General features: G+C 56.7%; 22 protein-coding genes and 1 tRNA gene. 7 read left to right on the forward strand and 16 right to left on the reverse strand.

The genetic code is table 11. The features are described from left to right. Nucleotides 1-11 precede the first annotated feature (11 nt). From ACQY4Z_RS01670 to ACQY4Z_RS01700, 7 genes are all read right to left on the reverse strand, one after another. Nucleotides 12-950: a helix-turn-helix domain-containing protein gene (locus tag ACQY4Z_RS01670; RefSeq protein ID WP_428526103.1), complete on the reverse strand. Its 939-nt coding sequence runs from the start codon at nt 948-950 to the stop codon at nt 12-14. 462 nt (nt 951-1412) lie between these two features. Next, entirely contained in the window at nt 1413-1694 is a 282-nt protein-coding gene (locus ACQY4Z_RS01675; RefSeq protein ID WP_420340684.1) for a hypothetical protein, read from the reverse strand. 89 nt (nt 1695-1783) lie between these two features. Beyond that, nucleotides 1784-3130 carry a protoglobin domain-containing protein gene (locus tag ACQY4Z_RS01680; RefSeq protein WP_428526106.1) on the reverse strand — a complete coding sequence of 449 codons (1347 nt, stop codon included), beginning with the start codon at nt 3128-3130 and terminating at the stop codon, nt 1784-1786. Nucleotides 3131-3356: 226 nt separating this feature from the next. Next, nucleotides 3357-3635 carry a hypothetical protein gene (locus ACQY4Z_RS01685; RefSeq protein WP_428526108.1) on the reverse strand — a complete coding sequence of 93 codons (279 nt, stop codon included), beginning with the start codon at nt 3633-3635 and terminating at the stop codon, nt 3357-3359. Next, nucleotides 3632-5119, reverse strand: coding sequence for a DUF6538 domain-containing protein (locus tag ACQY4Z_RS01690; protein WP_428526110.1), 1488 nt, complete (start codon nt 5117-5119; stop codon nt 3632-3634). The genes ACQY4Z_RS01685 and ACQY4Z_RS01690 overlap by 4 nt, the downstream gene beginning before the upstream one ends. 132 nt (nt 5120-5251) lie before the next feature. After that, nucleotides 5252-5336, reverse strand: a tRNA-Leu gene (locus ACQY4Z_RS01695). A gap of 93 nt (nt 5337-5429) precedes the next feature. Continuing rightward, on the reverse strand, nt 5430-6941 hold the full coding sequence (locus ACQY4Z_RS01700; protein WP_428526112.1) for an NAD(P)H-hydrate dehydratase: 1512 nt from the start codon (nt 6939-6941) through the stop codon (nt 5430-5432). Nucleotides 6942-7363: 422 nt separating this feature from the next. On the opposite strand from ACQY4Z_RS01700, the gene ACQY4Z_RS01705 reads away from it, so the two are divergent. Beyond that, nucleotides 7364-7702, forward strand: coding sequence for a P-II family nitrogen regulator (locus ACQY4Z_RS01705; protein WP_428526114.1), 339 nt, complete (start codon nt 7364-7366; stop codon nt 7700-7702). A gap of 132 nt (nt 7703-7834) precedes the next feature. Next, nucleotides 7835-9244 carry a type I glutamate--ammonia ligase gene (glnA, locus tag ACQY4Z_RS01710; RefSeq protein ID WP_428526116.1) on the forward strand — a complete coding sequence of 470 codons (1410 nt, stop codon included), beginning with the start codon at nt 7835-7837 and terminating at the stop codon, nt 9242-9244. 127 nt (nt 9245-9371) lie between these two features. Here the strand turns inward: glnA and ACQY4Z_RS01715 are convergent, their stop codons facing one another. From ACQY4Z_RS01715 to phnC, 6 genes are all read right to left on the reverse strand, one after another. Continuing rightward, a complete protein-coding gene (locus ACQY4Z_RS01715) occupies nt 9372-10157 on the reverse strand; it encodes a substrate-binding periplasmic protein (protein ID WP_428526118.1) in 786 nt (261 codons plus the stop codon). A gap of 88 nt (nt 10158-10245) precedes the next feature. Continuing rightward, nucleotides 10246-11286 (reverse strand): P1 family peptidase, encoded by a 1041-nt coding sequence (locus ACQY4Z_RS01720; protein ID WP_428526120.1) that lies wholly within the window; start codon nt 11284-11286, stop codon nt 10246-10248. A 66-nt stretch (nt 11287-11352) separates the two neighbouring features. Further along, nucleotides 11353-11832 carry an AAA family ATPase gene (locus ACQY4Z_RS01725; RefSeq protein ID WP_428526122.1) on the reverse strand — a complete coding sequence of 160 codons (480 nt, stop codon included), beginning with the start codon at nt 11830-11832 and terminating at the stop codon, nt 11353-11355. 106 nt (nt 11833-11938) lie between these two features. After that, nucleotides 11939-12844 carry a phosphonate ABC transporter, permease protein PhnE gene (gene phnE, locus ACQY4Z_RS01730; protein WP_209175964.1) on the reverse strand — a complete coding sequence of 302 codons (906 nt, stop codon included), beginning with the start codon at nt 12842-12844 and terminating at the stop codon, nt 11939-11941. 81 nt (nt 12845-12925) lie between these two features. Next, complete coding sequence (gene phnD, locus ACQY4Z_RS01735; RefSeq protein WP_428526124.1) at nt 12926-13933, reverse strand: phosphonate ABC transporter substrate-binding protein; 1008 nt, start codon at nt 13931-13933, stop codon at nt 12926-12928. Nucleotides 13934-13956: 23 nt separating this feature from the next. After that, on the reverse strand, nt 13957-14781 hold the full coding sequence (gene phnC, locus ACQY4Z_RS01740; protein WP_428526126.1) for a phosphonate ABC transporter ATP-binding protein: 825 nt from the start codon (nt 14779-14781) through the stop codon (nt 13957-13959). A 134-nt stretch (nt 14782-14915) separates the two neighbouring features. Here phnC and ACQY4Z_RS01745 point away from each other — a divergent pair, with 134 nt between their 5' ends. After that, a complete protein-coding gene (locus tag ACQY4Z_RS01745; protein WP_428526128.1) occupies nt 14916-15062 on the forward strand; it encodes a hypothetical protein in 147 nt (48 codons plus the stop codon). Nucleotides 15063-15241: 179 nt separating this feature from the next. Here the strand turns inward: ACQY4Z_RS01745 and ACQY4Z_RS01750 are convergent, their stop codons facing one another. After that, nucleotides 15242-15511 (reverse strand): tyrosyl-tRNA synthetase, encoded by a 270-nt coding sequence (locus tag ACQY4Z_RS01750; protein ID WP_428526130.1) that lies wholly within the window; start codon nt 15509-15511, stop codon nt 15242-15244. Between the two features lie 305 nt (nt 15512-15816). Between ACQY4Z_RS01750 and tyrS the strand changes: the two genes are divergently transcribed. Continuing rightward, the gene (gene tyrS, locus ACQY4Z_RS01755) at nt 15817-17070 is read left to right on the forward strand and encodes a tyrosine--tRNA ligase (RefSeq protein WP_428526132.1); all 1254 of its coding nucleotides are present in this window, start codon (nt 15817-15819) and stop codon (nt 17068-17070) included. Nucleotides 17071-17134: 64 nt separating this feature from the next. Here tyrS and ACQY4Z_RS01760 read toward each other — a convergent pair whose 3' ends face one another. Continuing rightward, nucleotides 17135-20425, reverse strand: coding sequence for an AsmA-like C-terminal domain-containing protein (locus ACQY4Z_RS01760; RefSeq protein ID WP_428526134.1), 3291 nt, complete (start codon nt 20423-20425; stop codon nt 17135-17137). A 223-nt stretch (nt 20426-20648) separates the two neighbouring features. Between ACQY4Z_RS01760 and bcp the strand changes: the two genes are divergently transcribed. The 3 genes from bcp to ACQY4Z_RS01775 all read left to right on the forward strand — a co-directional run bounded on the left by bcp (nt 20649) and on the right by ACQY4Z_RS01775 (nt 23430). Continuing rightward, nucleotides 20649-21116: a thioredoxin-dependent thiol peroxidase gene (gene bcp / locus ACQY4Z_RS01765; RefSeq protein WP_428526136.1), complete on the forward strand. Its 468-nt coding sequence runs from the start codon at nt 20649-20651 to the stop codon at nt 21114-21116. 43 nt (nt 21117-21159) lie between these two features. Next, nucleotides 21160-21996, forward strand: coding sequence for a ferritin-like domain-containing protein (locus tag ACQY4Z_RS01770; RefSeq protein WP_428526138.1), 837 nt, complete (start codon nt 21160-21162; stop codon nt 21994-21996). Nucleotides 21997-22080: 84 nt separating this feature from the next. Beyond that, nucleotides 22081-23430 carry a peptidoglycan DD-metalloendopeptidase family protein gene (locus ACQY4Z_RS01775; protein ID WP_428526140.1) on the forward strand — a complete coding sequence of 450 codons (1350 nt, stop codon included), beginning with the start codon at nt 22081-22083 and terminating at the stop codon, nt 23428-23430. Between the two features lie 54 nt (nt 23431-23484). Here ACQY4Z_RS01775 and prfB read toward each other — a convergent pair. Continuing rightward, nucleotides 23485-24616, reverse strand: a protein-coding gene (prfB, locus tag ACQY4Z_RS01780) for a peptide chain release factor 2 (RefSeq protein ID WP_133950167.1) whose coding sequence is annotated in 2 segments (ribosomal slippage) — nt 23485-24546 and nt 24548-24616 — 1131 coding nt in all. Because the reading frame shifts where the segments join, the coding sequence is not laid out codon by codon here. Nucleotides 24617-24663: the final 47 nt, after the last annotated feature.

Below are 24663 nucleotides of genomic sequence, written 5' to 3' on the forward strand. Positions count from 1 at the left end.
CGACCTGACTGTCAGGTAACTGAATTGGGCAAACGGTCCGCACGTCCCCGCAACAGGGTTTCAGATGGAAGCTCATCGAACATGGTGCGGTAGGCGCCCGCAAATTGGCCGACATGAGCAAAACCCAAGTCGTGCATGATATCGCCAACCTGAACCCGTTTGTTCGTTGCAGCCATCAATCTGCGGCGCGCTTCTGTGAGCCTGACCGCTTTGAGAAACGCAGCCGGCCCAACCCCGAAATTGTTCCGGAATTCCATCTCCAGTGCTCGCCTGGATATATGGAAGGTATCGCACAGATGATGAACCGTCAGACGGCTGTAATCGTTCCGTGTCACCGCCTCAAGGCATCTCTGCAGCGCCCGCTTTGCGGCTGTCGGACTGATCTGCCGGTCCGTTAGTCCATCTTGTGCAACCCAAGCCTTGACCACTCGATGGCAAAGGTCAGTAGCAAATCGGCCTTGCCCTTCTTCCGACGCACAGGGCCGTTTCGAAACAGAATCCCAAAGCCGCACTGTAAGATCTTGAGGAAGATTGAACACTCGGGGCAACCGCTGGACCTTGGCGCGATCGAAATTCATGGTCCTCAGCAAACAGTGCAACTCTTGATCGGGTACAGATACATGAAAGATCTCAAATCCCGCCGGTGTAATAACGTTGATTTCGCAGTTTGGCGTTTGGACAACGATCTGGCCTGAACGCACACTGTGGCCGGAATGCCAGAAAACGGGTGCATTTGGCGCTGGAATTGAAAACGTGTAGTGATCGCGGGGTGTGGTGCCCTTGTGGCTGAAATTTGCAAAAAAGCTGACGTGATCGCACAGCAGTTCTGCGACCTTGAACTGCGAAAAATCTGCAACCAGTTCCTTCCGGGCGACCAAATCAAGTGGCTGGACATCCAGATCCCAGTTCTCGACGGATGTCCGCATTTTGGTTAGGTCGTATTGTGCCATGCGGTGCTCTTCGTTAGGCCCGCGTAGTCCAACCCATCCTGTGACCATGCGCACTGACATCGCTATATTGAGCGAACGTCAATTATCTAAGGCCACTCCCTGTGCGCTTTTCTGTTCAATCGGCGCACCAACTCGGTGTCACCAACCAGATCAGCAAAATCTGTATCTGTCGCGATGGAGCGTGGACGGGCAGGAACCGACGAGAGGCCGGAAAACATCTAAGAAAATGGCTACCACACTTGAATTGTATTCTAAATATTATTTCAAATTTAAAGCAGCAAAATATAAATAAAGACTGTTTCAATTTTAGAAAAAAAGACCCTGAATTCGAATTTAATCACACAAACGTTTTATATATTTTATATTTTTCACATTATATAATAGATTTCTACCAATATAAAGTAGCTTTTATAAAAATATTTATTTGATTATCTAAACAATGACGCTATTTTTACATGACTATCAAACAATAGGAACGCCAAAGAAATCGGGTTTCACTCTCACCGGCGGCGCAACCACGGTTTGCCGACCGGATCCATATCCATAGTGCTCGTCTCGGACATGTAGACTGAGCAACCAACGCCTCGAAAGCACGCATAAGGCGTCAAATTCAAGCTGCTCACCTTTTTGTTGAACATACATCAACAAATAGTCGCACACCGCCAGATCCGGCTTATGGATGCAGAAGGTGATCTGCTGCCTGCCTGAAAACACCATGGCGACATCGGTCGCAGGCTGTTTCAAGAACCAAAACCGCAGCAGGACAGAGGCGGGCGTCCCATGTCGGCTGCGGGTGATGGAATATGCGTTTGATGTCTGAACCGCGTGGAGCGCTAGGCCGTCCGGACAGATGTCAGGAAAGTCTCAACATTTGCCTTCAACTCGGTTGCCTGTGCTGCAAGGCTATCTGCCGAAGCACGAATGTTGGAAGACTCGACCCCTGTTGCCTCCGCCGCAACACTGACGCCGGCAATGTTCCGCGTGAGATCGATCGTCCCTTTCGCAGCTTCATCAACGTTGCGTGCTATTTCCTGGGTAGCGGCTTCCTGCTGGTCCACGGCACTTGCGATTGTCGTGGAGATTGTATCCATCTCGGCAATCATATGCGAAATCGCATCGATCGCCGTAGCTGCTGCGTCCGTTTCACTTTGTATCGTGTTGATTTGGCTGGATATTTCAGTTGTCGCCTTGGCTGTCTGTTCCGCGAGTTGCTTGACTTCCGAAGCCACAACCGCAAACCCCTTTCCCGCCTCCCCGGCTCTCGCCGCCTCAATCGTGGCATTAAGGGCGAGAAGGTTAGTTTTCTCGGCAATGTCGCTGATGAGGCCAACCACGTCCCCAACAACCTGAGCCGACGTCGTCAACGCGCTGACTTTCTCATTTGTTCCATTTGCATTCCGGACAGCCTCTGCTGACACGGCTGCACTTTCAGACACTTGGCGCGCGATTTCAGAGACTGACGCCGCCATCTCTTCCGTTGCGCTTGCCACAGTTTGCACATTTGCCGCTGTTTCTTCCGACACCGCGCTTGCAGCGGAGGACCGGTGCGATGCATCTTCTGCGGTCCGGTTGAGTTTCTGGGCAGCGGAAGACATCTCGTGAGACGCCTTTGTCACAAGATTGATGACATCACCGACATTTGTTTCAAATTCAACGGCCAGACGCTCCAGTGTCGATTTGCGCTCACGTTGGCCGGCGTTCAGATACACATCTATGGCGTAGTCCATGTCCAACATGGACGCCCGTATGATCGCACTTTGCAGCTGCTGCAGGTCATCGCGCTTGCCGGATGAAAACGGCCCGGTCGGAAGTCTCCGGGAGAGCTCGGCAACAATTTCGGACACAAGGAAATTGTAGGCCCCGATATACCAACGGGGTTCGAGTCCCAATTGATTGTGGATCTCCCCGATCCGGGTAACGGACGCTTCATATTGCCCGTCAAACCGCCCGGAGGTGATGATTTTCCAGTGACCGATCTGCTTCTCTTTTGCATGCATCATATGAGCACGGCCGCGAAAGAAGGCCGCCGTTTCCCCAAAGAGCGCAACATGCTCATAGAACCGGTCAAGAGCAGACGGTAGAATTGACAGGATCAGCTCGGAGTTCTGACGAAGGGAAGCCTGAGCCGCCTCATCGATCTTGTGAAAAGACAGTCGTTTATCAAGTGCCGCGTCTTGCATGATGGATTGCCCCGGAAAATTGTCTTCAAGTAAACTTCAAACACGTAATTCATTTTCAAAAAAATACATAATAACGTGTTAACTCTACGTATTTTGCGCAATATAGATTAATCCTACACATAAATTGTATAATTATTACTTGCAATAATTTCAATCAATACGTGTTACTCGACGTAATTCACGCTTCGCAATTACAGCCCCGACTTCAGGCACTTGGCAGGCGACGTTAGTCTAGCCCCCGGTCGATCTTTTTCAGATTTTCAGGATCGGTCTCCCCGAGCAGCTTCATGAGACCGACGAGCCCTTCGGCAGCCTCAAGCGCCTCCAGCTCCGGCCTCTTTGAGCGTGCAAACCAGGGCCGTTTCTGGGCTTTCAGGAGGCCCCGGGCGGCCTGCAGCGCAGCCGCGCACACATCCGGATCCCGTTTAAACACTTCAACGGCAAACAGCTGAAGCGCCGTGCCGGAACCAGTGCCGGTTCCGGGTCCATTTGCGGAAGCGCTCATGACCTCACCTTTCGTTTGGGTCTGCGCTGCGGCCGGGACGTCAGGCCGTCGATCAGCGCTTCTGGGAAGGGCAGCTCAATTTTCTTGAGTTGCGATTGGCGCCATGAAAGCGAACCACCGTCGCCATAGTCCGGCCGGCTGAGCGCATGGCCCATTAGAAGGCAGCGCAGCTCATAATCGAGCCCGGCTTCCTTCATCCGGGTTTCAAAGGCATGGCGCAGCGAATAGATCCGGTGATGCTCCGACGGCAGGAGACCGGCGCGCCGCAAGTGCCGCATGCCGATCGCGGAAAAATTCGTTTCCTTGTCGCGGTACCGCGGAAACCCGTCCGGAGCTTTCATGAAAGCTGCCAGCGACACGCCGACAAGCGGGATCTGGCGCACGCTGGATTCTGTCTTGATCGCCCGGTCCGCGCGGAAGCGGATTTCGATGAACGGCACGGCGCCCTCCAGGTGGATCTGATCGGCGGTGATGTTGCAAAGCTCCGACGGCCGGCATCCGGTTTCAATCAGCGCCAGGAACAAGAGCGCGGCCTCCCGGTTGAGCCCGTCAAAGGCGCCCGGGGCCAGCAACCGGTCGCGGATCCAGTGGACCGGGAACGGCGGCACGTCCTGTTTCAAGGCCTTGGGGTCCCGGAAGGACAGGTTCCGGAACGGGTTGTCCCGCCCCTCTTCGCCAATCCTTTGATAATAGGCCTGAAACAGCCGCCGCATGTTGCCGACATCCCGGTTGGCCGAATTGCCCGACAGGGGCTTTGACGGCGCGCCGCGTTTGCGTTTGTGCCCACCACCAGCGCCAGTGCCCGTAGAAGCATCAGCGCCCGCGGCCAGTTTTACGCCCGTGGCCAGGTTTGCGCCTGTGACCCGCGTCTGCCACCAGTCGAAAAACGCCAGCGCATCGGCCCGGGTGACCGCGTCGACCGGCTTGTCGCCCACCACCTTGATGAAATTGGCAACCGCCCGGGTCTTGACCTTTTTATAGGCCGCGATCTGCGCCGGGCTTTTGCCTTTCAGGGCGTCGGGGGCAATTTCGGTCAAATAAATCTCCAGCACCTTGGAGACCGGCACATCGGGCCGCGGCGCCGTGCCAAGGAGCGCCTCCGCATCGCTCTTGCGCTCCAGGTCCGACCGGCCCTTCAGGACATCAAGCCGGGCAATCAGATCGTCGAGCGGAGCGTGGTTTAACAGATCGCTGGACGATTTCCAGACAAAGCCGAGGGCAAGCGCCCGCTTCTGCGCGGCCCGGTACCGGGCCGTTGCCGGGTCGGCGGCCGCCGCGCCGCCGCCGAGCAGCGAGGTCCAGAACAGCGTGTCGGCTTCCTCCATGGCATCGCGGCGCAGCCGCGCAACGACCAGAAGTTTGGTTTTGAGAGAGACTTCAAGGGATGACCGGCCGACCAGATCCTTTACGTCCAGCGGTACCTGCCGCCGGTAATACCATGTGCCGGACCGATGGCACTTCAAAAACCGGTCGTCGTTACCCACCGCATTATCCTCTCACACGCATGTGGGGTAAAAACTGGGGTAAATTGTGGGGTAAAATCCGCGATTTCACAAATAAAAAAACAGGTCCGAGCCCGATTTCTTTATGATCTCAATCACTTGTAGTTTGAGCATTGGTGCGGATGGAGGGACTTGAACCCCCACGCCTTGCGGCACCAGAACCTAAATCTGGCGTGTCTGCCAATTTCACCACATCCGCATCGCAGGAGCTTGGACGCTCTGCGTTTGAAGCGGGGCCTCTATACCACCCCGCCTTTTTCCGTCAAAGGAAAAATAGCGCGTCTGCCAATTATCACGCAAGACTTGTCCACAAGTGCCGGAGCGGCTCCCTCAACGCCGCCGCCAAATCTTCAGCAATAAGGCCAGGGCCAACGGTCCGGCCAGCCTCTCCATGCAACCAGACCGCCTGGCAGGCAGCCTCAAATGCCGGAACACCTTGCGCCAGCAAGCCAGCCGCGATGCCTGCCAGCACATCACCGGACCCGGCGGTTGCCAGAAACGGCGGCGCATTGCAGTTGATCGCGGCCCGGCCGTCCGGTGCTGCAATGACTGTGTCGGGGCCTTTTAATATGACTACTGCACCGGAGCGGCGTGCGGCCTCCCGCGCCCGTGCAAGTTTGTAGAGGCCGGTTAGATCCGGAAAAAGACGCTGAAACTCGCCGTCATGCGGTGTCAGGATAGCTGACGATGCGTTTTCTTTGATCAAATCAAACAGCTTCTGCGGTTTTTTTGAGAAACTGATCAAGGCATCGGCGTCGAGCACCAAGGACCGCTCTGTCGCGATAATGGCCTCGACAGCTGCCTGTGTGTCCTCTCCGATCCCGTATCCCGGTCCGATCAAAACGGCATTCAGACGCGGATCGGACAGAAACTCCGGGATCGCGTCAGGACCGGAGACCTTTTTCAGCATGACTGCCGTTAAGTGCGATGCGTTGACCATCATGGCGTCCGGCGGCGATGCCAAAGTGACGAGCCCAGCCCCAGTCCGAAGCGCAGCCATGGCTGCAAGCCGCGCTGCACCTGTTTTGGCCATCGGCCCGCTGAAAACGACCGCGTGGCCTTTTGAATACTTGTGGCCATCCACCGCCGGGCGCGGCCAGCTCGCCTGCCAGAGATCCGGTGAATTTTCAAATGCCGCTGGCCCGATTGTGTCGAGCACGCCAGTTTCAATCCCGATCTGGGCGATCGTGACTGTGCCGCATAGCCCGCGACCGGGAAAAAGGAGATGCCCTGGCTTTTTCAGAAAGAACGTGACGGTCGCATGCGCCTTGATCGCACTCCCCTTGATCTCTCCGGTCGCACCGTTGATGCCGGATGGCAAGTCCACCGCTATGATTGCTGCGCTTGATCCATTTACAGCTTCAACCAGTTCGGCGGCTGGACCGGAAAGCGGTCGATCCAACCCCGCTCCGAACAACGCATCGACAATGACATCCGCCCCTGCGAACCGGTCTGCCGGATCCCCGACACGCTGATCATTTTTTGCAAGGACCTCGAAGGGCAAGTTCATTGCCTCAAAAGCTGCTGCAGCGTCCCCCTTCAAGCCGGATGGGGATTTGAGAAGATCAACCCGGACATCGTAGCCCTTTTCTGCCAGAATCCTTGCGGCAACAAATCCGTCACCGCCATTGTTGCCGGGTCCGCAAAGAATATGTACTCGGCCACCAGCAGGAGCATGCTTCGAAGCGGCATCTGCCACAGCCGATCCAGCGCGCTCCATCAAATCCAATCCTGGAATGCCCCCCTCGATCGTCAAGCGATCCGCCTGCCCCATTTCTTGGGGTGTGAGTAGTGCTGCCGTCATGACCGTCCTTCGTGTGCCCAACAAAATGGAGATTGTTCGGCGTTATCATACGCATCTCTAACGGCAATTCACCCCGCAACAAGACCGGCGAGAGGCCCGGCATTGAGGCGGCCACCGGCAAGAACAGACATCGGGATCCACTCAACTGCACATTCTGTAATCATAATGTCTATTTTTTATGCAATCCTGTCGAGCCACCTCACTCTGACACCACGACTTTCGCGATAACTTGCCAAAAATAGCGGCGGAATCCTGCCGGGATGGGAAATCGGACAATCATAACAGCAATTGGCACACTTCGTGCTTTTACAGTGGCAACAGCTCTCAGCTGATCCAAACCAGTGCGTTTTCGTCTGGGCCGGCTTCTAAAGAAGAGCGTACGGGCAGAACCTGCCATTACATGTGGAGAGAGACATACGGTGATGAAAAAGATCGAAGCGATCATCAAACCCTTCAAACTCGATGAGGTCAAAGAAGCTCTTCAAGAAGTCGGCCTGCAGGGCATCACCGTGACCGAAGCCAAGGGATTTGGCCGTCAGAAAGGTCACACCGAACTGTACCGTGGTGCCGAATATGTTGTCGACTTCCTGCCGAAGGTCAAAGTCGAGATCGTGCTTGGATCCGACATGGTTGAAAAGGCCGTCGAGGCCATCCGCAATGCGGCCCAGACCGGCCGTATCGGGGATGGCAAGATTTTTGTTTCCAACATCGAAGAGGCAGTCCGCATCCGGACCGGCGAGTCCGGCACCGACGCCATCTGACCCCTCACCTTTTCCGGCATTTCGCCGCACACCCAATTCCGGACTATCCGAGCTGAGACAAACCGTTTAAACCCTCTGCCGGACCGGGACAAAACCCTAACGTTCACACGAAAAATCAAAGGGATGGACATAATGACCACCGCCGCTGATATCCTTAAGGAAATTCAGGAAAAAGACGTCAAGTTCGTCGATCTGCGCTTTACCGACCCGCGCGGTAAAATGCAGCACGTCACCATGGACGTTGCACTTGTCGATGAAGACATGTTCGCCGAAGGCGTTGCTTTTGACGGCTCCTCAATTGCTGGCTGGAAGGCTATCAACGAGTCCGACATGATGCTGATCCTGGATCCGGAATCGGCTCACATCGATCCGTTCTTTGCCCAGTCCACGATGGCGATCTTCTGCGACATCATCGACCCGATCACCGGCGAAGCGTACAACCGCGACCCGCGCATGACTGCAAAGAAGGCGGAAGCCTATGTGAAGTCCGGCGGTTTCGGCGACACCATCTATGTTGGTCCGGAAGCTGAATTCTTCATGTTCGACGACGTGCGCTTCCAGGCTGACCCGTACAACACCGGCTTTATCCTGGACAGCTCCGAACTGCCGTCCAACATGGGTTCAGAGTATGAGACCGGCAACCTCGGTCACCGTCCCCGCACCAAAGGCGGCTACTTCCCGGTTCCGCCGGTCGACAGCGCTCAGGACATCCGCTCCGAAATGCTGTCCGTCATGGGCGAAATGGGCGTTCCGACCGAGAAGCACCACCACGAAGTGGCCGCTGCTCAGCACGAACTCGGCATGAAGTTCGACAACCTCACCTCCTGTGCCGACAACATGCAGATCTACAAGTATGTTGTTCACCAGGTTGCCCACGCTTATGGCAAGTCCGCAACCTTCATGCCGAAGCCGGTCTTCGGCGACAACGGCACCGGCATGCACTGCCACCTGTCCATCTGGAACAACGGTGAGCCGACGTTCGCTGGCAATCAGTACGCGGATCTTTCCGAGACCTGCCTGTATTTCATCGGCGGCATCCTGAAGCACGCGAAAGCCCTGAACGCTTTCACCAACCCGTCGACCAACTCCTACAAGCGTCTGGTCCCGGGTTATGAGGCTCCGGTTCTCCTTGCCTACTCTTCGCGCAACCGCTCTGCGTCTTGCCGTATTCCGTTCACCGCTTCGCCGAAGGCGAAACGCGTTGAGGTCCGCTTCCCGGATCCGACAGCAAACCCGTACCTCTGCTTCTCTGCCCTGCTGATGGCCGGCCTTGACGGCATCAAGAACAAGCTGCACCCGGGCGATGCGATGGACAAAAACCTCTACGATCTGCCGGCTGAAGAACTGGCCGAGATCCCGACGGTTTGCGGTTCCCTTCGTGAAGCACTGGAAGCTGTTGATGCAGACCGCGAGTTCCTTAAAGCCGGCGGCGTCTTCGACGACGACCAGATCGACGCTTACATCGAACTGAAGATGGAAGAAGTCGAGCGCTACGAAATGACCCCGCATCCGGTCGAGTTCGACCTGTACTACTCTGTCTAAGACAGATTCGGCGTCAAACACGGAAAACCCCGGTCACTCGACCGGGGTTTTTCTTTTTCGAAACTTTTGAAGCCTCGAAAGATGCAACATCGAGCCGAATTCGAAAGCTTACTGCGCGGACCGTGTGTCAGTTCTCGTCCGTAAGGGCGCTAATCGAAGCAGCTCCGGTGTATTTTTTTAAGATGGCGGCCTGAAAGCCATCTTGAATGATACTGTCCAGGCCGTTTTGCATCCGCTTGAGCAATGCTTCATCGGTCTCCGGATTGCAGGCCAGCGCATTTCCGATGATGTCACCGAACCCATGAACCAGCTCGACTTCGACACCCTGTTGCACGAGCGTATGAAACGTGACGCTTGAGATTGCCGCAAGGTGCAGCCGCTCTTGAACAAGTTGCCGGATCACAGTCTCAACATCATCAAAATAGTCGATGCTGCCAAAGCCATTCTTTTGCAAAACATATTCAGCGTAGTCGCTTCTCTGCGTGCCGACAGAGAAGTCTCCAACAATCTCGGCAAGGTTCGACGGGATCTGCGATCCGGACTTCTTGATCAGAAACAGCTCAGCACCGCCGAGCGGCGATATCCAGGCAAAGCTCGCAGCTCTGGCTGGTGTATAAGCAGTGGTGAAAACACAATGGTTTTTTCTGTTTTCAGCCAACCAAAAGGCCCGGGACCATGGGAGCATCTCCATGGTGAAGTCAATTTTCTCCCGGATCATGATTTCACGCACCTGATCCGCGCCAAGCCCCACGATCTCTCCGTCCTGCATGAAATTGAAGGGCGGATAGTTTTCCGTCACAAGATGAATTTCGGTCGCTTGGGCCTGCGCCCCTCCGGTTAGAAGAGCACAAAAAACACCAAGCAAGCCGATCGCACCCCGCACAGTTCGTCGTCCACCGTTCATAATCAGCATTACCGCAGCCTGTTATTTCCGATGATATTTATCCAGCTAAGTCTTACGATTTGCTTGAATTGGATAACTACAGCGCAGCGTTGACGCCTCAGTTTTGATCCAGCCAGTCCTTCAAGGATGGCCGGAAGCTGGTCCCTTTCCCATGCATGGCGGGAGACGCGATCATTGCATTGAGCACCGCCTCCTGGGTGGTTTCCGCGGCGGCCTGAAACAGAAGATCGATCTTACCCTCATGCATATAATCGCGGGCGGTCAGATCGCCTTGTGGATTGTGCGGTATCTTGTGAGCCGTTGAGAACGCAAAACCGATGTCGCCACTGCCGTTGCCGTAGAATGAGCCGAGCCGGGCAAGACCGGCGCCTGCACGGCGGGCAATTCGCTTCAGCTGCCGACTTTCCAGAGGCACATCAGTTGCCAGCACAATGATGACAGATCCACGCTCTTCCGGAGCTGCCATTCCTTTAGGCGATGGCCTGCGCCCATCCGGCAGAACCAGGTCTCCGGCCCGGCCGAAATTTGCCTGCACCAATGCGCCCAGTGTGAAGGTCTTGCCATCCAATTCAAATTGGCGGGATGCGGATCCAATCCCTCCCTTGAACCCGAAACAGCTGATACCGGTCCCTGCCCCGACACTGCCTTGTTCGAAATCTGTAGACGCAGCCGAAAGTGAGGCGTTTGCGTCCTCTTCGGTCAGCGCAATCGCGTTGATATCACTTAAGTAACCGTCATTGCATTCCATCACGACCGGATTGACAGTCCCCTTCGCGCGGTCAATTTGAGGATTTTGTTTCAGCTCCCGCCGGATCAAGGCGTGAATGCCTTCTGCCACGCCGAAGGTGTTGGTGAGCAGGATCGGGGTCTCCAGGTTTCCGAGTTCCTCCACCTGGATCAGGCCTGCACTTTTGCCGAAGCCGTTGATGACGTCGCTGGACGCTGCCAGCTTTTCCATAAACGGATTGCCCGGATGCGGGACAATGGCCGTGAACCCCGTTCGAAGGGGCCCATCGATGACGGTCTTGTGGCCGACCGTGACACCCGCCACATCCGTGATCCGGTTCAAAGGCCCCGGCGACATGGCCCCGCAGATCAATCCATGGGCACGAGCTGGTGACACGTTTTCAGGACTCATAACGGGCGATCTCCATTTTCCGGTCAAAATTCTTTGCGGCCAATCCCCTGATTCCGTCCCATGAACTTAACGTTCCAATACGTTAAAGCCTTCATCCGGTGCTGGCGGGACAAAGTGTCTGGTAACTGCTTCAAATTGCTCATCACTTACCGAAAACGGATGGGCCCCGCTGGCATTGCGCGCCCGCAGCCGTTCCCTGCAAATCTCGTTGGAAACATTGAGGTAATGGAGCGTATGATCGCAGCCGCTGCCTTCGGCCACACGCCGCATCCAGACGCGCGTCTCCGGCGTATTGGCCGGAAAGTCGAGAACCACGGACACGCCGGTTTTCAGAAGCCCAATGACATGGGGCTCCATGACGGATCGCAACCTTGCCGAGACACGCACATAGTCTTTGATTGTCGACATTTCAGGCCCGAACAGTTCGGCCAGCCAAATGTCTTCGCTTATCAAAACCGTTGCCGGTTGGCTGGAGAGTTCACCGGCAAGCGTTGACTTTCCAGATGCGATCTTGCCGCACAGAATGTGGAGATGTTCGAGTGTCATGGAGAAGCCTGTTGGAACCCGCCGGTCGGATATTTGTCATTTGAGGCCACGAAAGTGGCACCAGACCGGCAGATTCGCAACGACGGCTTATGCTTGGAGCACTTTATCAGCGCGCCAGCAACGTCTCCAGGCCAATCACGAGAAGGGTCAAGAACAGGAAGTAGGCAGCAAACCGGCCGTGGTCGGTGCCATCGATCACGACCTTGCGCAACAGCGACCCGAAGATATCAAGCAAGGAAACCGTTACGAGGATGATCAATAGGATCGCAGCGCCAGCCGAGTAGTCAAAGCCGCGCAGGGCTTCTGAGAGCGACATGCCAATACCGCCCGCGCCGACAATGCCCAGCACGGTCGCAGAGCGCACGTTGGCTTCAAATCGGTAAAGAGAATAGGAAATCCAGAGCGGCAGAACCTGCGGCACGACACCGTAGACAATCTCTTGAATAGCCGGAGCGCCTGTCGCCTTGATGCCCTCGACCGGACGCGGATCGATCGCTTCCACGGCCTCTGAAAAGAGTTTTGCGAGCGTACCCGTCGTGTGGATCGTCAGCGCCAAAACACCTGCCAGCGGTCCAAGACCAACAGCCGCCACAAAAATCAGGGCAAATACCAGCTCATTGATCGCACGGAAGGCATCCATGAGTCTGCGCACTGGGAACACGATCCAGTAAGGCGCAATATTGGACGAGGACAGCAATCCGAACGGGATCGCAAGGATCACCGACAGAAAGGATCCCCAGACAGCCATTTGAACGGTTTCGAGCATCAAGTCGAAATAGCTGTGCCAATACCGGAAGTTCGGCTTGAGAAAGTCTTCCAGCAGCATGGCCATGTTGCCACCGCCGGTGAATACCTGGCCCATGCGGTGCATGTCCGCCGGATGGAAACTCCAGACCAGCATGACGATCAAACCGCCCCAGATCAGAACGTCAAAGACCTTCTCCTGAGTGGTTCGACCCGGGACTTCAAGAACGGGCTCGCCCGTGTTGAGCACGTTTACATTACTGGTCATGGAAAGTGTCCTGTGCGGAGATCAAACAAGAGCATGAGGGAATGCCCTGATGCCTCCCCTCATGCCGATGCGTTGCGCTGATTACTTGCGCGGGCGGGCAGCAGCTGCTGCGCGGATTTCTTCGATCTTGGTGTTGATTTCCAAGATTTTCGCAGTCCGCTCGTCGTCGGAATAGGTGTCGTCACCCTCGATGGACATGCGCTGACGGATCTGATCCATTTCGTAGAACGGCCACAGCTGGGCGTTGGAGGACGGAATGAACGGTCCCATGTCGATCATGGCTAGGTTCTCACGCGCCTTGGCCACTTCCTCGTCGGTGCCCTGACGGCCATAGGTCATGAAGAAGTACATGATCTTCGACTTGATGCTTTCATCGAGCTCCGGACGCCAGGCCATCGGATCAGACGCGATCAGCGGAGAGCGCCAAATTTCCTTCAGTTCGGCAAAGAGTTCCGGCTTGGCGTTTTTCAGGCGGGAATACATGCCGGTGGAGGACGCAACAGCTGCATCAACCTGTTTGGTTGCAACCGAAATCAGGTTGGTCTCGTGGTTGGCGTTGCGCAGGGTCTTGAAACAGTCCTTCGGGTTCACACCTTCCTTGGCGAAAACGAAGGTGGAAGGGACAAGGAAACCGGATGTGGAATTTGGATCGCCGATGCCGAAATTCAGATCCTTGTTGCACGCCATCACATCTTCATAAGTTAGGCCGGAATCCTTGTGGGTCACCATCACCGACCAGTAACCACGGTCCCCGGTCGCTTCGGTCGTTTGAGCGAAAATCTCGGCTCCAGCGCGGTCGACGGCAACCATTGCAGACTTGTTGCCGTACCAGACAACGTCGACCTTGTCGAAGCGCATGCCTTCGATCACACCGGCATAGTCAGCAGCAAAGAACGGCTTTACCGGCATGCCAAGAGAGGCTTCCATGGCTTCCAGGAACGGGCCCCACTTTTCACGCTGCGCAGAGCTGGATTCAGTGGACAGAATGCCGAAGTAGAGTTCTTCCGGGTTTTCACGCTCGGCAAGCGCCGGGCCGCTCAAACCAACCATAATCGCTGCAGTCGCAGCAATGCGAGTAATCAATTTCATCACGATGTCTCCCCTGGAGAGATTCAGGCCGTCGCCGGGATTGGCGCGGTCCCAAAGTCTTCGGCATCCGGCAGCACAAGTTCTTCGCTGGCCTCACCGTAGATTTCGCGCAAAAACTGGGTCGTCAGTGCATGGCTCGGACCGTCGTAAACGATCTGTCCGGCCCGCATGGCAATCGTCCGCTTGCAGTACCTGCGGGCATATTCGACCTGGTGCAGGGAAACGACCACGGTCGTACCGTCTTCCTCGTTGATCCTGGACAGGATCCCCATGACCCGCTTTGCCGAAGCCGGGTCCAAGGACGCAATCGGCTCGTCGGCCAGGATGATTTTAGCCCCCTGAACAATCGTCCGGGCAATGGCCGCGCGCTGCTGTTGCCCCCCCGACAGTGTTGACGCCCGCTGGCGCGCCTTTGTCTCGATGCCGACGCGCTGCAGGGCGCGCATTGCTAGCTGCTTTTCTTCTGATGAGAAAAAACCAAAGAGGCCGCGCCAAACCGGCACTTTTCCAAGCAGTCCTGCAAGGACATTGGTCAAGACACTCAGTCGCGGCACCAGATTGAACTGCTGAAACACGACACCGATACCGGTTCGCGTCGCCGAGATGTTTTTCGAGATGGCGCCGCTGTCTTGAACTGGGTGCCCATTGATCGAGATCTGACAACAGCCACTCTTCTTGTCTCCAGCCACCAGACCGGAAATATGGCGGATCAAGGTGGATTTTCCCGAGCCGGACGCGCCGATCAGCGCAACGAACTCACCATCGGCGACCGTCAGATCGACGCCATCCAAGGCGCGGATGCCACCCCGGAACGTTTTGGACAATCGTTTTACCGTAATCGCAGACATCGACGCCTCCTTGACTGGGAGGGTCGTAACAAAAGCGCCGACTGCGCGAGTGAAGGATTGGTGTCATTCTGATGAAATCTGCCGCGCTCAAGACCTGCGCACTAGGCCGTGTGGACGAATTGGAGACGGATTTCGTGAGACAAGTGCCAAGATATGGCGGCGACAGTCCTGTAGAGCATATCGATATACGGTCAAAGGACCGGCGGTACCAGATCGCCGGCACTTGGCTCACCCTTTGGGCCGTGTTTGCAGTGCTCAATTCCAGCGCAAATCCGTCTTGATGATGCACAAGCATCACCTTCACCGGATTTCCTTGATCTTGAACGATGCAAATCCCGGCGAAATGCATCTCCAATTCGTCCACACGGCCTAGGGAGTAGTGTTTGGAAACAAAAGCTTATCCAAAAAACGAAAGGCCCCCGATTGGAGGCCTTCGTTTTAAGTTCTAGTATCTGCTTGATCAGTAACAGACCCGGCGATACCCAACGACAACATAGCGGTGTTCATAAGGGCTCCACCGGCGGACAGCCTGGTTGTGGCAGCGGACGGGCGCGACATATCGGGGCTGTACCTGACTGGCGATAATGGCGCCGGCAGCAAGCCCTATGATGGCGCCGGCGGCAACAGCGCCCGCCCGGTTTCCGGCTTGGGCTTCCGTCGGCGAAAATGAGACTGCGGCCGTGGCGAGGGCAGCAGTTGCAACTGCTGCGATTGCGAATTTCCTAAACATTTCAACTCCTCCTCAGGATGAACATGCGCTCCTAAGCGCCAACACCCACACACTAGGATGAGACCGCCCTTCCAGCTGTGATTGGGGTCACGCTTGATGTTTTTTGCGCAGGATTGCGCACCGCGCCGTCTCCATGACCCGATCTGCGATCCTTCGTCATGGAAACTGCGCAAGAAACGCAGCTCGCCAAACCTTTGAAGACCGAACTTTTAGACCCTGTGCAATTTACATCACTGCTTTGCCGGTATAGAGCCATGCCCAACAGGCGAATGGCCACACGACAGTTGCATCTAACGGGCAGACACATGAGCGAATTCAAGTCAGAGTTTTTGAAGGTTCTTTCCGAGCGCGGATTCGTCCACCAGATCTCGGACCCTCAAGGCCTTGACGAGCTCTGCGCCAAGGAAACAGTCACGGCCTATATCGGCTTCGACTGCACGGCGCCGAGCCTGCATGCCGGGTCGCTGGTCACCATCATGATGCTCTACTGGTTCCAGCAGACCGGCCACCGGCCGATCGCGCTCATGGGCTCCGGGACAACACGGGTCGGCGATCCGACCGGCAAGGATGAAAGCCGCAAGGTTCTGTCCGATGAAACCATCGAAGAGAACAAGGCCGGCATCCGGAAGGTCTTTGAAAAGCTCCTTACCTTCGGCGATGGTCCGACGGATGCCGTCATGATGGACAACGCCGACTGGCTGCTCAAACTCAACTACATGGAGTTTCTGCGCGACATCGGCCGGCATTTCTCGGTCAACCAGATGATCCAGCGTGATTCCGTCAAGCTGCGCCTGGAGCGGGAGCAGCACCTGTCCTTCCTGGAATTCAACTATATGCTCCTTCAGGGGTATGACTTCCTGGAGATCTACCAGCAGACCGGCTGCCGCCTGCAAATGGGCGGATCTGACCAGTGGTCCAACATCCTATCCGGTGTGGATCTCATCCGCCGGAAAGAATCCAAGGAAGCCTTTGCACTCACCGCCCCGCTTCTGACGACCTCTTCCGGTGCCAAGATGGGCAAGACGGCGGCCGGCGCGGTCTGGCTCAACGAGGAACAGCTGTCGGCCTATGACTACTGGCAGTACTGGCGCAATACCGAAGATGCGGATGTCGAGAAATTCTTGAAGCTCTTCACAATCCTGCCGCTTGACGAGATCAGCCGTTTGGCAGCGCTCGATGGGGCTGGCATCAACGAGGCCAAGAAGGTGCTGGCCACCGAAGCAACCGCGATGATCCACGGGCGGGATAAGGCAGAAGCGGCTGCGGAGACCGCTCGGAAGGCTTTTGAGGAAGGTCAGTCCGCGGAAGGATTACCGACTGTCGAAGTGGCAAGTGCCGATCTTGAGGCCGGGCTGGGTGTTTTGAACGCCTTTGTTACCGCCGGGTTGTGCGCATCCAACGGCGATGTCCGCCGCAACATCAAGGGTGGCGCCGTCAAGATCAACGACAAGGGCGAGCAGGATGCCAACCGTCAGCTCACACTGGCGGATGTGACCGAAGACGGCATCATCAAGCTGTCCCTCGGCAAGAAGAAACACGTTCTCCTGAAGCCAGTCTGATCGGTCAACTTACCGACATGAAAAGCCGGGCGCTCCCTGCCCGGCTTTTTTTGTTGTCAGGTTGCTATTCCGGCTGGAACTCAAACATCCGGCGGAAGATGCCGGGGGCGATCGCTGAAATCGGGTTGACCGACAGAACCGGGTCGGACAAGGACCCGGATAAGCGGTAGGTCACGCCAATCAACCCTTCCCCCGTACTTCCGCCAAGCGCAAACCCCAAGAGCGGGATCTTGGAAAAGAAATTGTTGAGCGCGTAGATCGGCACGAATGTTCCGGTGAGATTGAGCGTTTGCTGTTTGAGATCCACCGTGCCGGCCACCGTGCCGCCAAGCGCGTTGCCCTGCAACGCGCCGCGGCTGATCGTCATCTGGTCCCCTTCCCGGGTGAAATTGATGTCGAGCGTTTCAAATGAAGCGGTGCCGCGCGCTCCTTCCGCAGTGTTGACCTGGGGCTGGCGCACGATCACGCGGCTTGCCTCATCGCGCGTGTTCAAGTTGGTCGTGCTGATGCGCTGAATGGCCGGATCTTCCGTAATGACCAGCGAACGCACCTTGAAATCACCCACCCAACTGTCGGCGTCGGCCATGGCAACACTCAAGGTTCCCCGCCCGCCGCGCATGCGTTTGTAAAGATCCAAAAACGCCAGCATGGCGCCCGTGTCGTCAAAGCGCCCGTCTGCCTGCTGCGCACCGCCATTGCTCGTCAACGTAAAACGGAAGTCTGAGCTGCCACCAACGAGCCCGCTGATGTCGGCGGCCATCAAGCCGCGGGCTCCGGTGTCCACCCGGCCCCTGACGTTCCCCATCCAGCGTTTGTTGAACCCGGTCATCCGGTCAATATCAACGGCAATTCGGGCCCCGTCGGCGAAATCGCCGGCACCTTGGCTCCCTCCCGGACTTCTAAGGCTCTGGATCAAGCCACGGCCATCGAAATTCTTGCCGGAAAAAATAATGTCATACCGGCCGCTGTCCGCCCGGGTGATGTCGATCTGGGCATCATCGCCCGGCCGCAGCTGGAACCGCGGAAAGGATGCTTCAGTAAGCTCGCCAGTCGCCGACAGGTGGATTTGACCAAAGATATCCGCGCCTTCCGAAACCAACTCGAAGTCCTGGACGACTTTTTTGTCGTCGGTTTCGATTAGCTTGAAGGAGGCGGACGCGGGTACGCCCTTTGCCTTTCGCCAACCAAGCGCCTGAAGCCGGACTTCCGTCTCTTGAAGGTCGATGCTGATGTTCTGACCGCCCTCGGCCTTGCCCGCGCTGACCGTCATCGGGCCGTCCAGGAAAGCTGTCAGATCAATTCCACGGGCCTTCAACTGATCTGCCGTTACGGACGCCACGACATCCTGACGCCGTGGGTCGCCCGCTCCAGATAGCGGGACCACCAGGTTGATATCCGCGTTCAGACCGTCAAACTCACCGTTGCCGGAGATCACGATTTGGCTGCGATCTGCCTCGATCGACAGATCAGCATTTTGGATCTGGTGGCCCATGATCGGGTTCTCGTCAGAGAAGTCTTCCGATCGGCCAACCGCTTTCCAGGTGACATCGTCCATGTCGATCACGCGTTCCATCGGGAAACTCGCCGTGATGTCAACGACGCCGCTGCCGGTCACGCCACCGGTTTTCAGGTTTGCACGGTCAAGAACCTCGAACGGCTTGGCATTCAACAACGCGCCGATTTCCGCATTCCCGCCTTCCAGGCGCGTCTCCACCTTCGCGATCTTTCCGACGCGCAAAGGCAGGTTGTGGATCTCAAAAACCGTCTCAGGAACGGCGACATCATCTTCCCCGGGCAGATCGGCCGTGCCGCCACTGGCCTTGACGGTCAGGACTTCATTTTCAATGGTCATGGTTCCGGAGAGGCCATCCACCACGGCCACATCTCCAACGGGTGCGACGGCACCATCAACGAAGCTCATGGTCATTGCCATATCGTCGCCAGACCAGCCTGCGTCCGGGTCGAGGTGATTGAACGCAGGTGGACGTATGGCGGCTGTGAAGGACACGGTTTCGATCAGACCGGCCTTGATCCGTTTGATGATCCATTTGCGTGCTGGCGGCACCAATGTGATCGGCCAAACCTTTTTCGCAAGGGAGATCGGGATCTGTTCGCCATCAACGGCAATCGCCAAGTACGGCCCGTCCGAACCGATTTGGATGTTCACAACACCCGTTGCGCTTGCCTTGCCCGAGCGCACCGAGAAGCGGCTGATATCAATTTGCTTCTCAGCCAAATTGAACCTGCCCTGAACCGTGGCACCATCCAGCATTTGCGGCGGCTCACGCACATCCAACGGCCCGACCTGAGGGTGCTCGGTTTCCAGGAGGAAGTCCCAGACCGGTGCATCGCTGGTAGGTTGATCAATCTGTCCAGAAAAGAAGATCCGCGTATTGCCCCGGATAAAATGGGACGTCTGGATATCAATCGGCTTGTCTGGCCCGCGGTAAACTGCCGACAACGCGACATCATCGAAAGCCACCAGCGTCCGGCCCATCTGGAACCAGCCGTTTTGGACCCTCGCAACGGCGTTCGCAGAGATCAGTTCTCCATTTTCATCCAGTACGCTGTCGAGTTTCGCCGACGCCGGCAGCCTCAAGCCCTTGCCATAGGCTGTTGCCGCATCGGGCCCCAGAAGTTCGGCAAGTGTAATCCCGTTGACGACGGCCGCCATGCGAGTGCCAGGACCGGTCTTGGACGGCGCTCTGAGGAAATCCAATCGCCAAGAGGTAACCCGTCCGCCAACGCGGGCGCTGGCAGAGATTTCGCCGTCAGGAGACCGGAACACATCCGCATTGATGTTCGTGAAGGATCGCGGCGCCGGTCCCGTTATGTCAAAAGCCCCGTCGGAGACCGTGACGGACGTGAGACCCCGGCGGACAAACTGATCATCGATCACATTGCCGATGCGATTGACGGCTTCCGACAACTGGCTGATCTCGGGAACCACAGCCGGTCCGCCCTTCATGACGATCGTGATCTTCGGTGCATCCAAATGAAGTGATGCAAACCGGATGTCCCCCGACCACAAGGCGGATCGCGTCAACGGCGCTTCGAGCCGTGGAAGCATTAGTGTGACCGGTGCGCCGCCGCTGATATCAACACGCACATCCTCAATGACGATCCGGATCCCGTCATCGGCTGTAAAGTCTACACTGGCGCTTTCAACCGAAAGGGTGACGGGGCCGCGCGTTCCCTGCGATGCCAGAAGGTTTCCAAGCAAAGGAACTGTGACCGGACCTGAGGCAAAGATTGCGCCCACGTACACGATAAGGCCGACAAAGACCAGACCACTGGCCAAACGCAGAAGTCTGCGGCGTTTCCATGGGGCCGGTTTGGGCAGTTCGTCTTTCATTCCGTCCGGTTGCGACAATTACATTCCGTCCGTTGTCCCTCGGGCAACCCGCGGGATATCTCTTCAACTGCGTACTATTCCAAGAAGCCCGCACATCCGTTGCATTGAACGAGTCGTATCAATGCATATGATAATGTGAAACAAGCACCAAAAGCGATAGCCGCTTCCCACCCAGCTGCCGAATTCGGCATTAACGCACAAAACTTGACAGAAGGATGGCGACATGAGCGATCTGGCCATAGGCGATGCTGCACCTGATTTTGACCTTGAGGCAGACGGCGACAGCCGTATCACCTTGAGCGACCTCAAGGGCAAACCGGTCGTGGTTTACTTCTACCCGAAGGACAACACACCGGGCTGCACCAAAGAAGCGATTGCCTTTACCGACAACATCGACGCCTTCAAGGAACTGGGCGCAACAATCGTCGGGATTTCACCGGACAGTGCCCGCAAACACGACAATTTCATTGCCAAACACAATCTTGCGGTGCGTCTCGGCGCCGACACCGACAACGCGACTGCCGAGGCTTATGGCGTGTGGGTCGAGAAGGCCATGTACGGCAAAAAGTACATGGGCGTTGAAAGAGCCACATTTCTGGTGGACGCAGACGGAAAAATCGCTCAGATCTGGCGGAAAGTGAAAGTGCCCGGACATGCTGAAGTCGTTCTTGAGGCTTTAAAGGCCCTCTAGACTTGCATCCCCCGGTGCGCTGATAACCAAGTCAGACGCTCAGATGACAAACACACAGACTCAGCCAGTGCCGGTGAACCTTGTTGCCGGCGCCCGCGCCATTGTTGAAGCAGCCGATACAGCCGAAAAGGTCCGGCTCGCCTATGCTGTTTCCAAGGCCTGGTTCAAACGCGACCTGGCTCTCGGCTCACCGTCAAAAGACGGCCATATGCCGGACCGTCCCGGACGGCCAAACAAGCCGGAACTGCTTGCCCCGCGCGACATGCCGAAACGCAAGCTGTCGGGAACCGCAGGCCGGCTGGCCCTGATCCACTCTCTCGCCCACATAGAACTCAATGCGGTTGACCTGACCTGGGATCTGATCGGCCGGTTCGCGCATGTGCGGCTGCCACGTTCATATTATGACGACTGGGTCCGGGTGGGGTTGGAGGAAGCGAAACACTTTTCTATGTTGCAGGACCGCCTCGGCCAACTGGGCGCATCCTACGGAGACATGCCCGCCCACGATGGTCTTTGGCAGGCAGCCCAGGACACCGGTCACGATCTCGCGGCGCGGCTTGCCATCATCCCACTCGTCCTGGAGGCCCGCGGGCTCGATATCACGCCGCCAATGATTGAGAAGGCCCGGAGCTTGGGCGATGAAGACACAGCCAAATGCCTGGATGTGATTTACCGCGACGAAAAGAACCACGTCGCGTTCGGCGCCAAGTGGTTCCGATTCTTGTGTGACCGGCAGGGGATTCGCCCAGAACCAGCGTTTCACAGCTATGTGCGCAAGCATTTCCGTGGCGCTTTGAAACCGCCCTTCAACGACCGCGCGCGATCCGAGGCGGGCTTAACCCCCGGTTTTTACAAGCCTCTTGCCAGGTTAACCGGCTGAAAACCCGCATTTGAAGACGAATTGTTAACCTTAAGGAATTCTAATCATCACAAGTGAAATGCAGAATGCAGCAGTGATCGAGTGATGACCCAAAAGCGCCCAGAAATGACGCGGACCTATCAAGTGCCCCACACAGAGGCACCGCACCGGGAGTCTCTGAAGGGCGATTTGAGAACGACCACCTATATCCTCCGCCCGGTTCATCTGATTGCCGGCGCGTTGACCTGCATCGCGGCGACGCTAATCGTAACCGGTGCCATCAGCTATCAGGTCATGCGATCTGGCATGGTGGCGGAAGTCAATGCCGAGCGCACCGAGGTTGCACTCCAGTACCAGGATCGCATTGCCCGCCTCCGCGCCGAGATTGAGCGGCTGAACAGCCGGCAATTGGTCGACCGGGAAAGCGTCGAAATCCAGGTCATGGATGTGCTGCGCCGGCAGCAAGACCTCAATCAACGCCACACGATTGTCGCCGACCTGATGGCGCGCGCTGAGAGCGTCGGGATCTACCTCAACACCGGCAAGCCGGTTCCGGCCCAAAAGCCAGCGATAGATGAAGGCCGGATTGCAGCCGCCCCCAAAGGCGATCGCACGGCCATGGGCGGCGAAAACGAAGTTATCTCCGAACCGGTCAAGGCGCTGGGCCTCAGGGATGCCTCGCGCAAGCCCTTTGATCCGCTGTCCGTTCTTCAGGGCACTGAGGCACCTACCGACGAACCCTTAAAAAAAAAGACTGAAAAACGCGCAGCCCTAGACGCCCTGAAAGCCGACATTTCGGAGATGGGCACGGAAAGCACCGCTGCCGTCGACGCTATCACTGTTGCGACAGAAAGCCGGATCGAAGACATTCTCGGCATTACCAAACCACTCGTCCCCAACCTCAACAAGGCTGTTCGTAGGTCCTCCAGTCTTGGTGGGCCATTTGAGCCGCTTAGCCAGACGAGTTTTGCCGATCGGCTGCACCGGGCAAATACCGCGCTCGATACTCTGAAGCGGGTAAAGTTTGCAGCACTCCGTCTGCCCCTCAAACGCCCGGTCCGCACCGGCACGCTTTCCAGCGGATACGGACCGCGCATGGATCCTTTTTTGAACCGGCTCGCAATGCATTCCGGTCTTGATTTCAAAGCCCCCTATGGCGCGCGCGTTTATTCTGCAGCGCCTGGCACTGTCATCTTCGCTGGCTGGAAAGGCGGTTACGGCAAAATGGTTGAAATCCGCCACGCGAACGGTTTAGTCACGCGCTACGCTCATCTGAGCAAGATCCGGACGTCTGACGGCAATCATGTGGTCGCCGGAGATGTGATCGGCAACATCGGCTCAACGGGGCGTTCAACCGGGCCACACCTTCATTATGAGGTACGCCAGAACGACCGGCCGACCAATCCGGCAACCTTCCTGCGCGCTGGCGAGAGACTGGCGAAACTGTCGCTGTAACAAAAAAGCGGCACCGAAGCGCCGCTTTCAATCTGGTCTCCAAGAGAGATCAGCTTATTCAATATCCTCAACAACGACTTCGTCGCCGCCGAAGACCCGCTGGGCTAGCGCTGCTTCCATGAAGGAATCCAGGTCACCGTCCAGCACATCGTCGGGCGAAGTACTTTGCACACCGGTCCGCAGATCCTTGACCAGCTGATAGGGCTGCAGAACGTAGGAACGGATCTGGTGGCCCCAGCCGATGTCGGTCTTGGACGCAGCTTCCGCATTTGCCGCTTCTTCGCGCTTCTTCAACTCAGCTTCGTACAAACGCGCCTTCAGCATGCCCCAGGCAGTCGCCCGGTTCTTGTGCTGGGAGCGCTCGGACTGACACTGCACCACAATACCGGTCGGCTGGTGCGTGATGCGCACAGCAGAATCGGTCGTGTTGACGTGCTGGCCGCCAGCGCCGGACGCGCGGTAGGTATCGATCCGGCAATCGCTCTCGTTCACATCGATCTCGATGCTATCATCGATCACCGGATAAACCCAGGCGCTAGAGAAGCTGGTGTGGCGGCGGGCATTGCTGTCATATGGTGAAATCCGAACCAGGCGGTGGACACCGGACTCTGTTTTCAGCCAGCCATAGGCATTCTCGCCCTTGATGAGCAGCGTTGCCGATTTGATACCGGCCTCTTCACCGTCATGGTATTCCAGAAGCTCAACCTTGTAGCCACGCTTTTCCGCCCAACGGCGGTACATGCGCAGCAGCATGGAGGCCCAGTCCTGGCTCTCCGTGCCCCCTGCCCCGGAGTTGATTTCCAGGTAGGTGTCGTTGCCGTCGGCCTCACCGGACAGAAGCGAATTCAACTGAAGCTGATTGACCTTGTCCTTCAGCCCGCGCAGTGCTTCTTCGGCGTCCTCGACAACCGACTTGTCGTCTTCCATTTCACCGAGCTCGATCAGCTCGATGTTGTCCGCCAAATCCTGTTCCAGCCCCTTCACGCCGTTGATGCCGTCATCAAGCTGCTGACGCTCGCGCATCAGTTTTTGGGCTTTGGCCGGGTCATTCCAGAGTTCGGGATCTTCAGAAAGAGCATTCAGCTCCTCCAGTCTTACCAGGGCTTGATCCCAGTCAAAGATGCCTCCTCAGCAGGCTTATGGCCTGCTTGATTTCATCAACGATGGCTTCCATCTCGGCGCGCATCGGATACCTCTCTTAATTGGTGAAAAGCCCGGAGCCTTGATTCAGGA

It is taken from the genome of Roseibium sp., assembly GCF_965276855.1.
Taxonomy (GTDB): domain Bacteria; phylum Pseudomonadota; class Alphaproteobacteria; order Rhizobiales; family Stappiaceae; genus Roseibium.

Excerpts from the sequence above, each read along its gene's own strand:
- ACQY4Z_RS01670 (WP_428526103.1), bottom strand. The coding sequence starts at position 950 with ATGGCACAATACGACCTAACCAAAATGCGGACATCCGTCGAGAACTGG.
- ACQY4Z_RS01680 (WP_428526106.1), bottom strand. The coding sequence starts at position 3,130 with ATGCAAGACGCGGCACTTGATAAACGACTGTCTTTTCACAAGATCGAT.
- ACQY4Z_RS01685 (WP_428526108.1), bottom strand. The coding sequence starts at position 3,635 with ATGAGCGCTTCCGCAAATGGACCCGGAACCGGCACTGGTTCCGGCACG.
- ACQY4Z_RS01700 (WP_428526112.1), bottom strand. The coding sequence starts at position 6,941 with ATGACGGCAGCACTACTCACACCCCAAGAAATGGGGCAGGCGGATCGC.
- ACQY4Z_RS01705 (WP_428526114.1), top strand. The coding sequence starts at position 7,364 with ATGAAAAAGATCGAAGCGATCATCAAACCCTTCAAACTCGATGAGGTC.
- glnA (WP_428526116.1), top strand. The coding sequence starts at position 7,835 with ATGACCACCGCCGCTGATATCCTTAAGGAAATTCAGGAAAAAGACGTC.
- ACQY4Z_RS01715 (WP_428526118.1), bottom strand. The coding sequence starts at position 10,157 with ATGCTGATTATGAACGGTGGACGACGAACTGTGCGGGGTGCGATCGGC.
- ACQY4Z_RS01720 (WP_428526120.1), bottom strand. The coding sequence starts at position 11,286 with ATGAGTCCTGAAAACGTGTCACCAGCTCGTGCCCATGGATTGATCTGC.
- ACQY4Z_RS01725 (WP_428526122.1), bottom strand. The coding sequence starts at position 11,832 with ATGACACTCGAACATCTCCACATTCTGTGCGGCAAGATCGCATCTGGA.
- phnE (WP_209175964.1), bottom strand. The coding sequence starts at position 12,844 with ATGACCAGTAATGTAAACGTGCTCAACACGGGCGAGCCCGTTCTTGAA.
- phnD (WP_428526124.1), bottom strand. The coding sequence starts at position 13,933 with ATGAAATTGATTACTCGCATTGCTGCGACTGCAGCGATTATGGTTGGT.
- phnC (WP_428526126.1), bottom strand. The coding sequence starts at position 14,781 with ATGTCTGCGATTACGGTAAAACGATTGTCCAAAACGTTCCGGGGTGGC.
- ACQY4Z_RS01750 (WP_428526130.1), bottom strand. The coding sequence starts at position 15,511 with ATGTTTAGGAAATTCGCAATCGCAGCAGTTGCAACTGCTGCCCTCGCC.
- tyrS (WP_428526132.1), top strand. The coding sequence starts at position 15,817 with ATGAGCGAATTCAAGTCAGAGTTTTTGAAGGTTCTTTCCGAGCGCGGA.
- ACQY4Z_RS01760 (WP_428526134.1), bottom strand. The coding sequence starts at position 20,425 with ATGAAAGACGAACTGCCCAAACCGGCCCCATGGAAACGCCGCAGACTT.
- bcp (WP_428526136.1), top strand. The coding sequence starts at position 20,649 with ATGAGCGATCTGGCCATAGGCGATGCTGCACCTGATTTTGACCTTGAG.
- ACQY4Z_RS01770 (WP_428526138.1), top strand. The coding sequence starts at position 21,160 with ATGACAAACACACAGACTCAGCCAGTGCCGGTGAACCTTGTTGCCGGC.
- ACQY4Z_RS01775 (WP_428526140.1), top strand. The coding sequence starts at position 22,081 with ATGACCCAAAAGCGCCCAGAAATGACGCGGACCTATCAAGTGCCCCAC.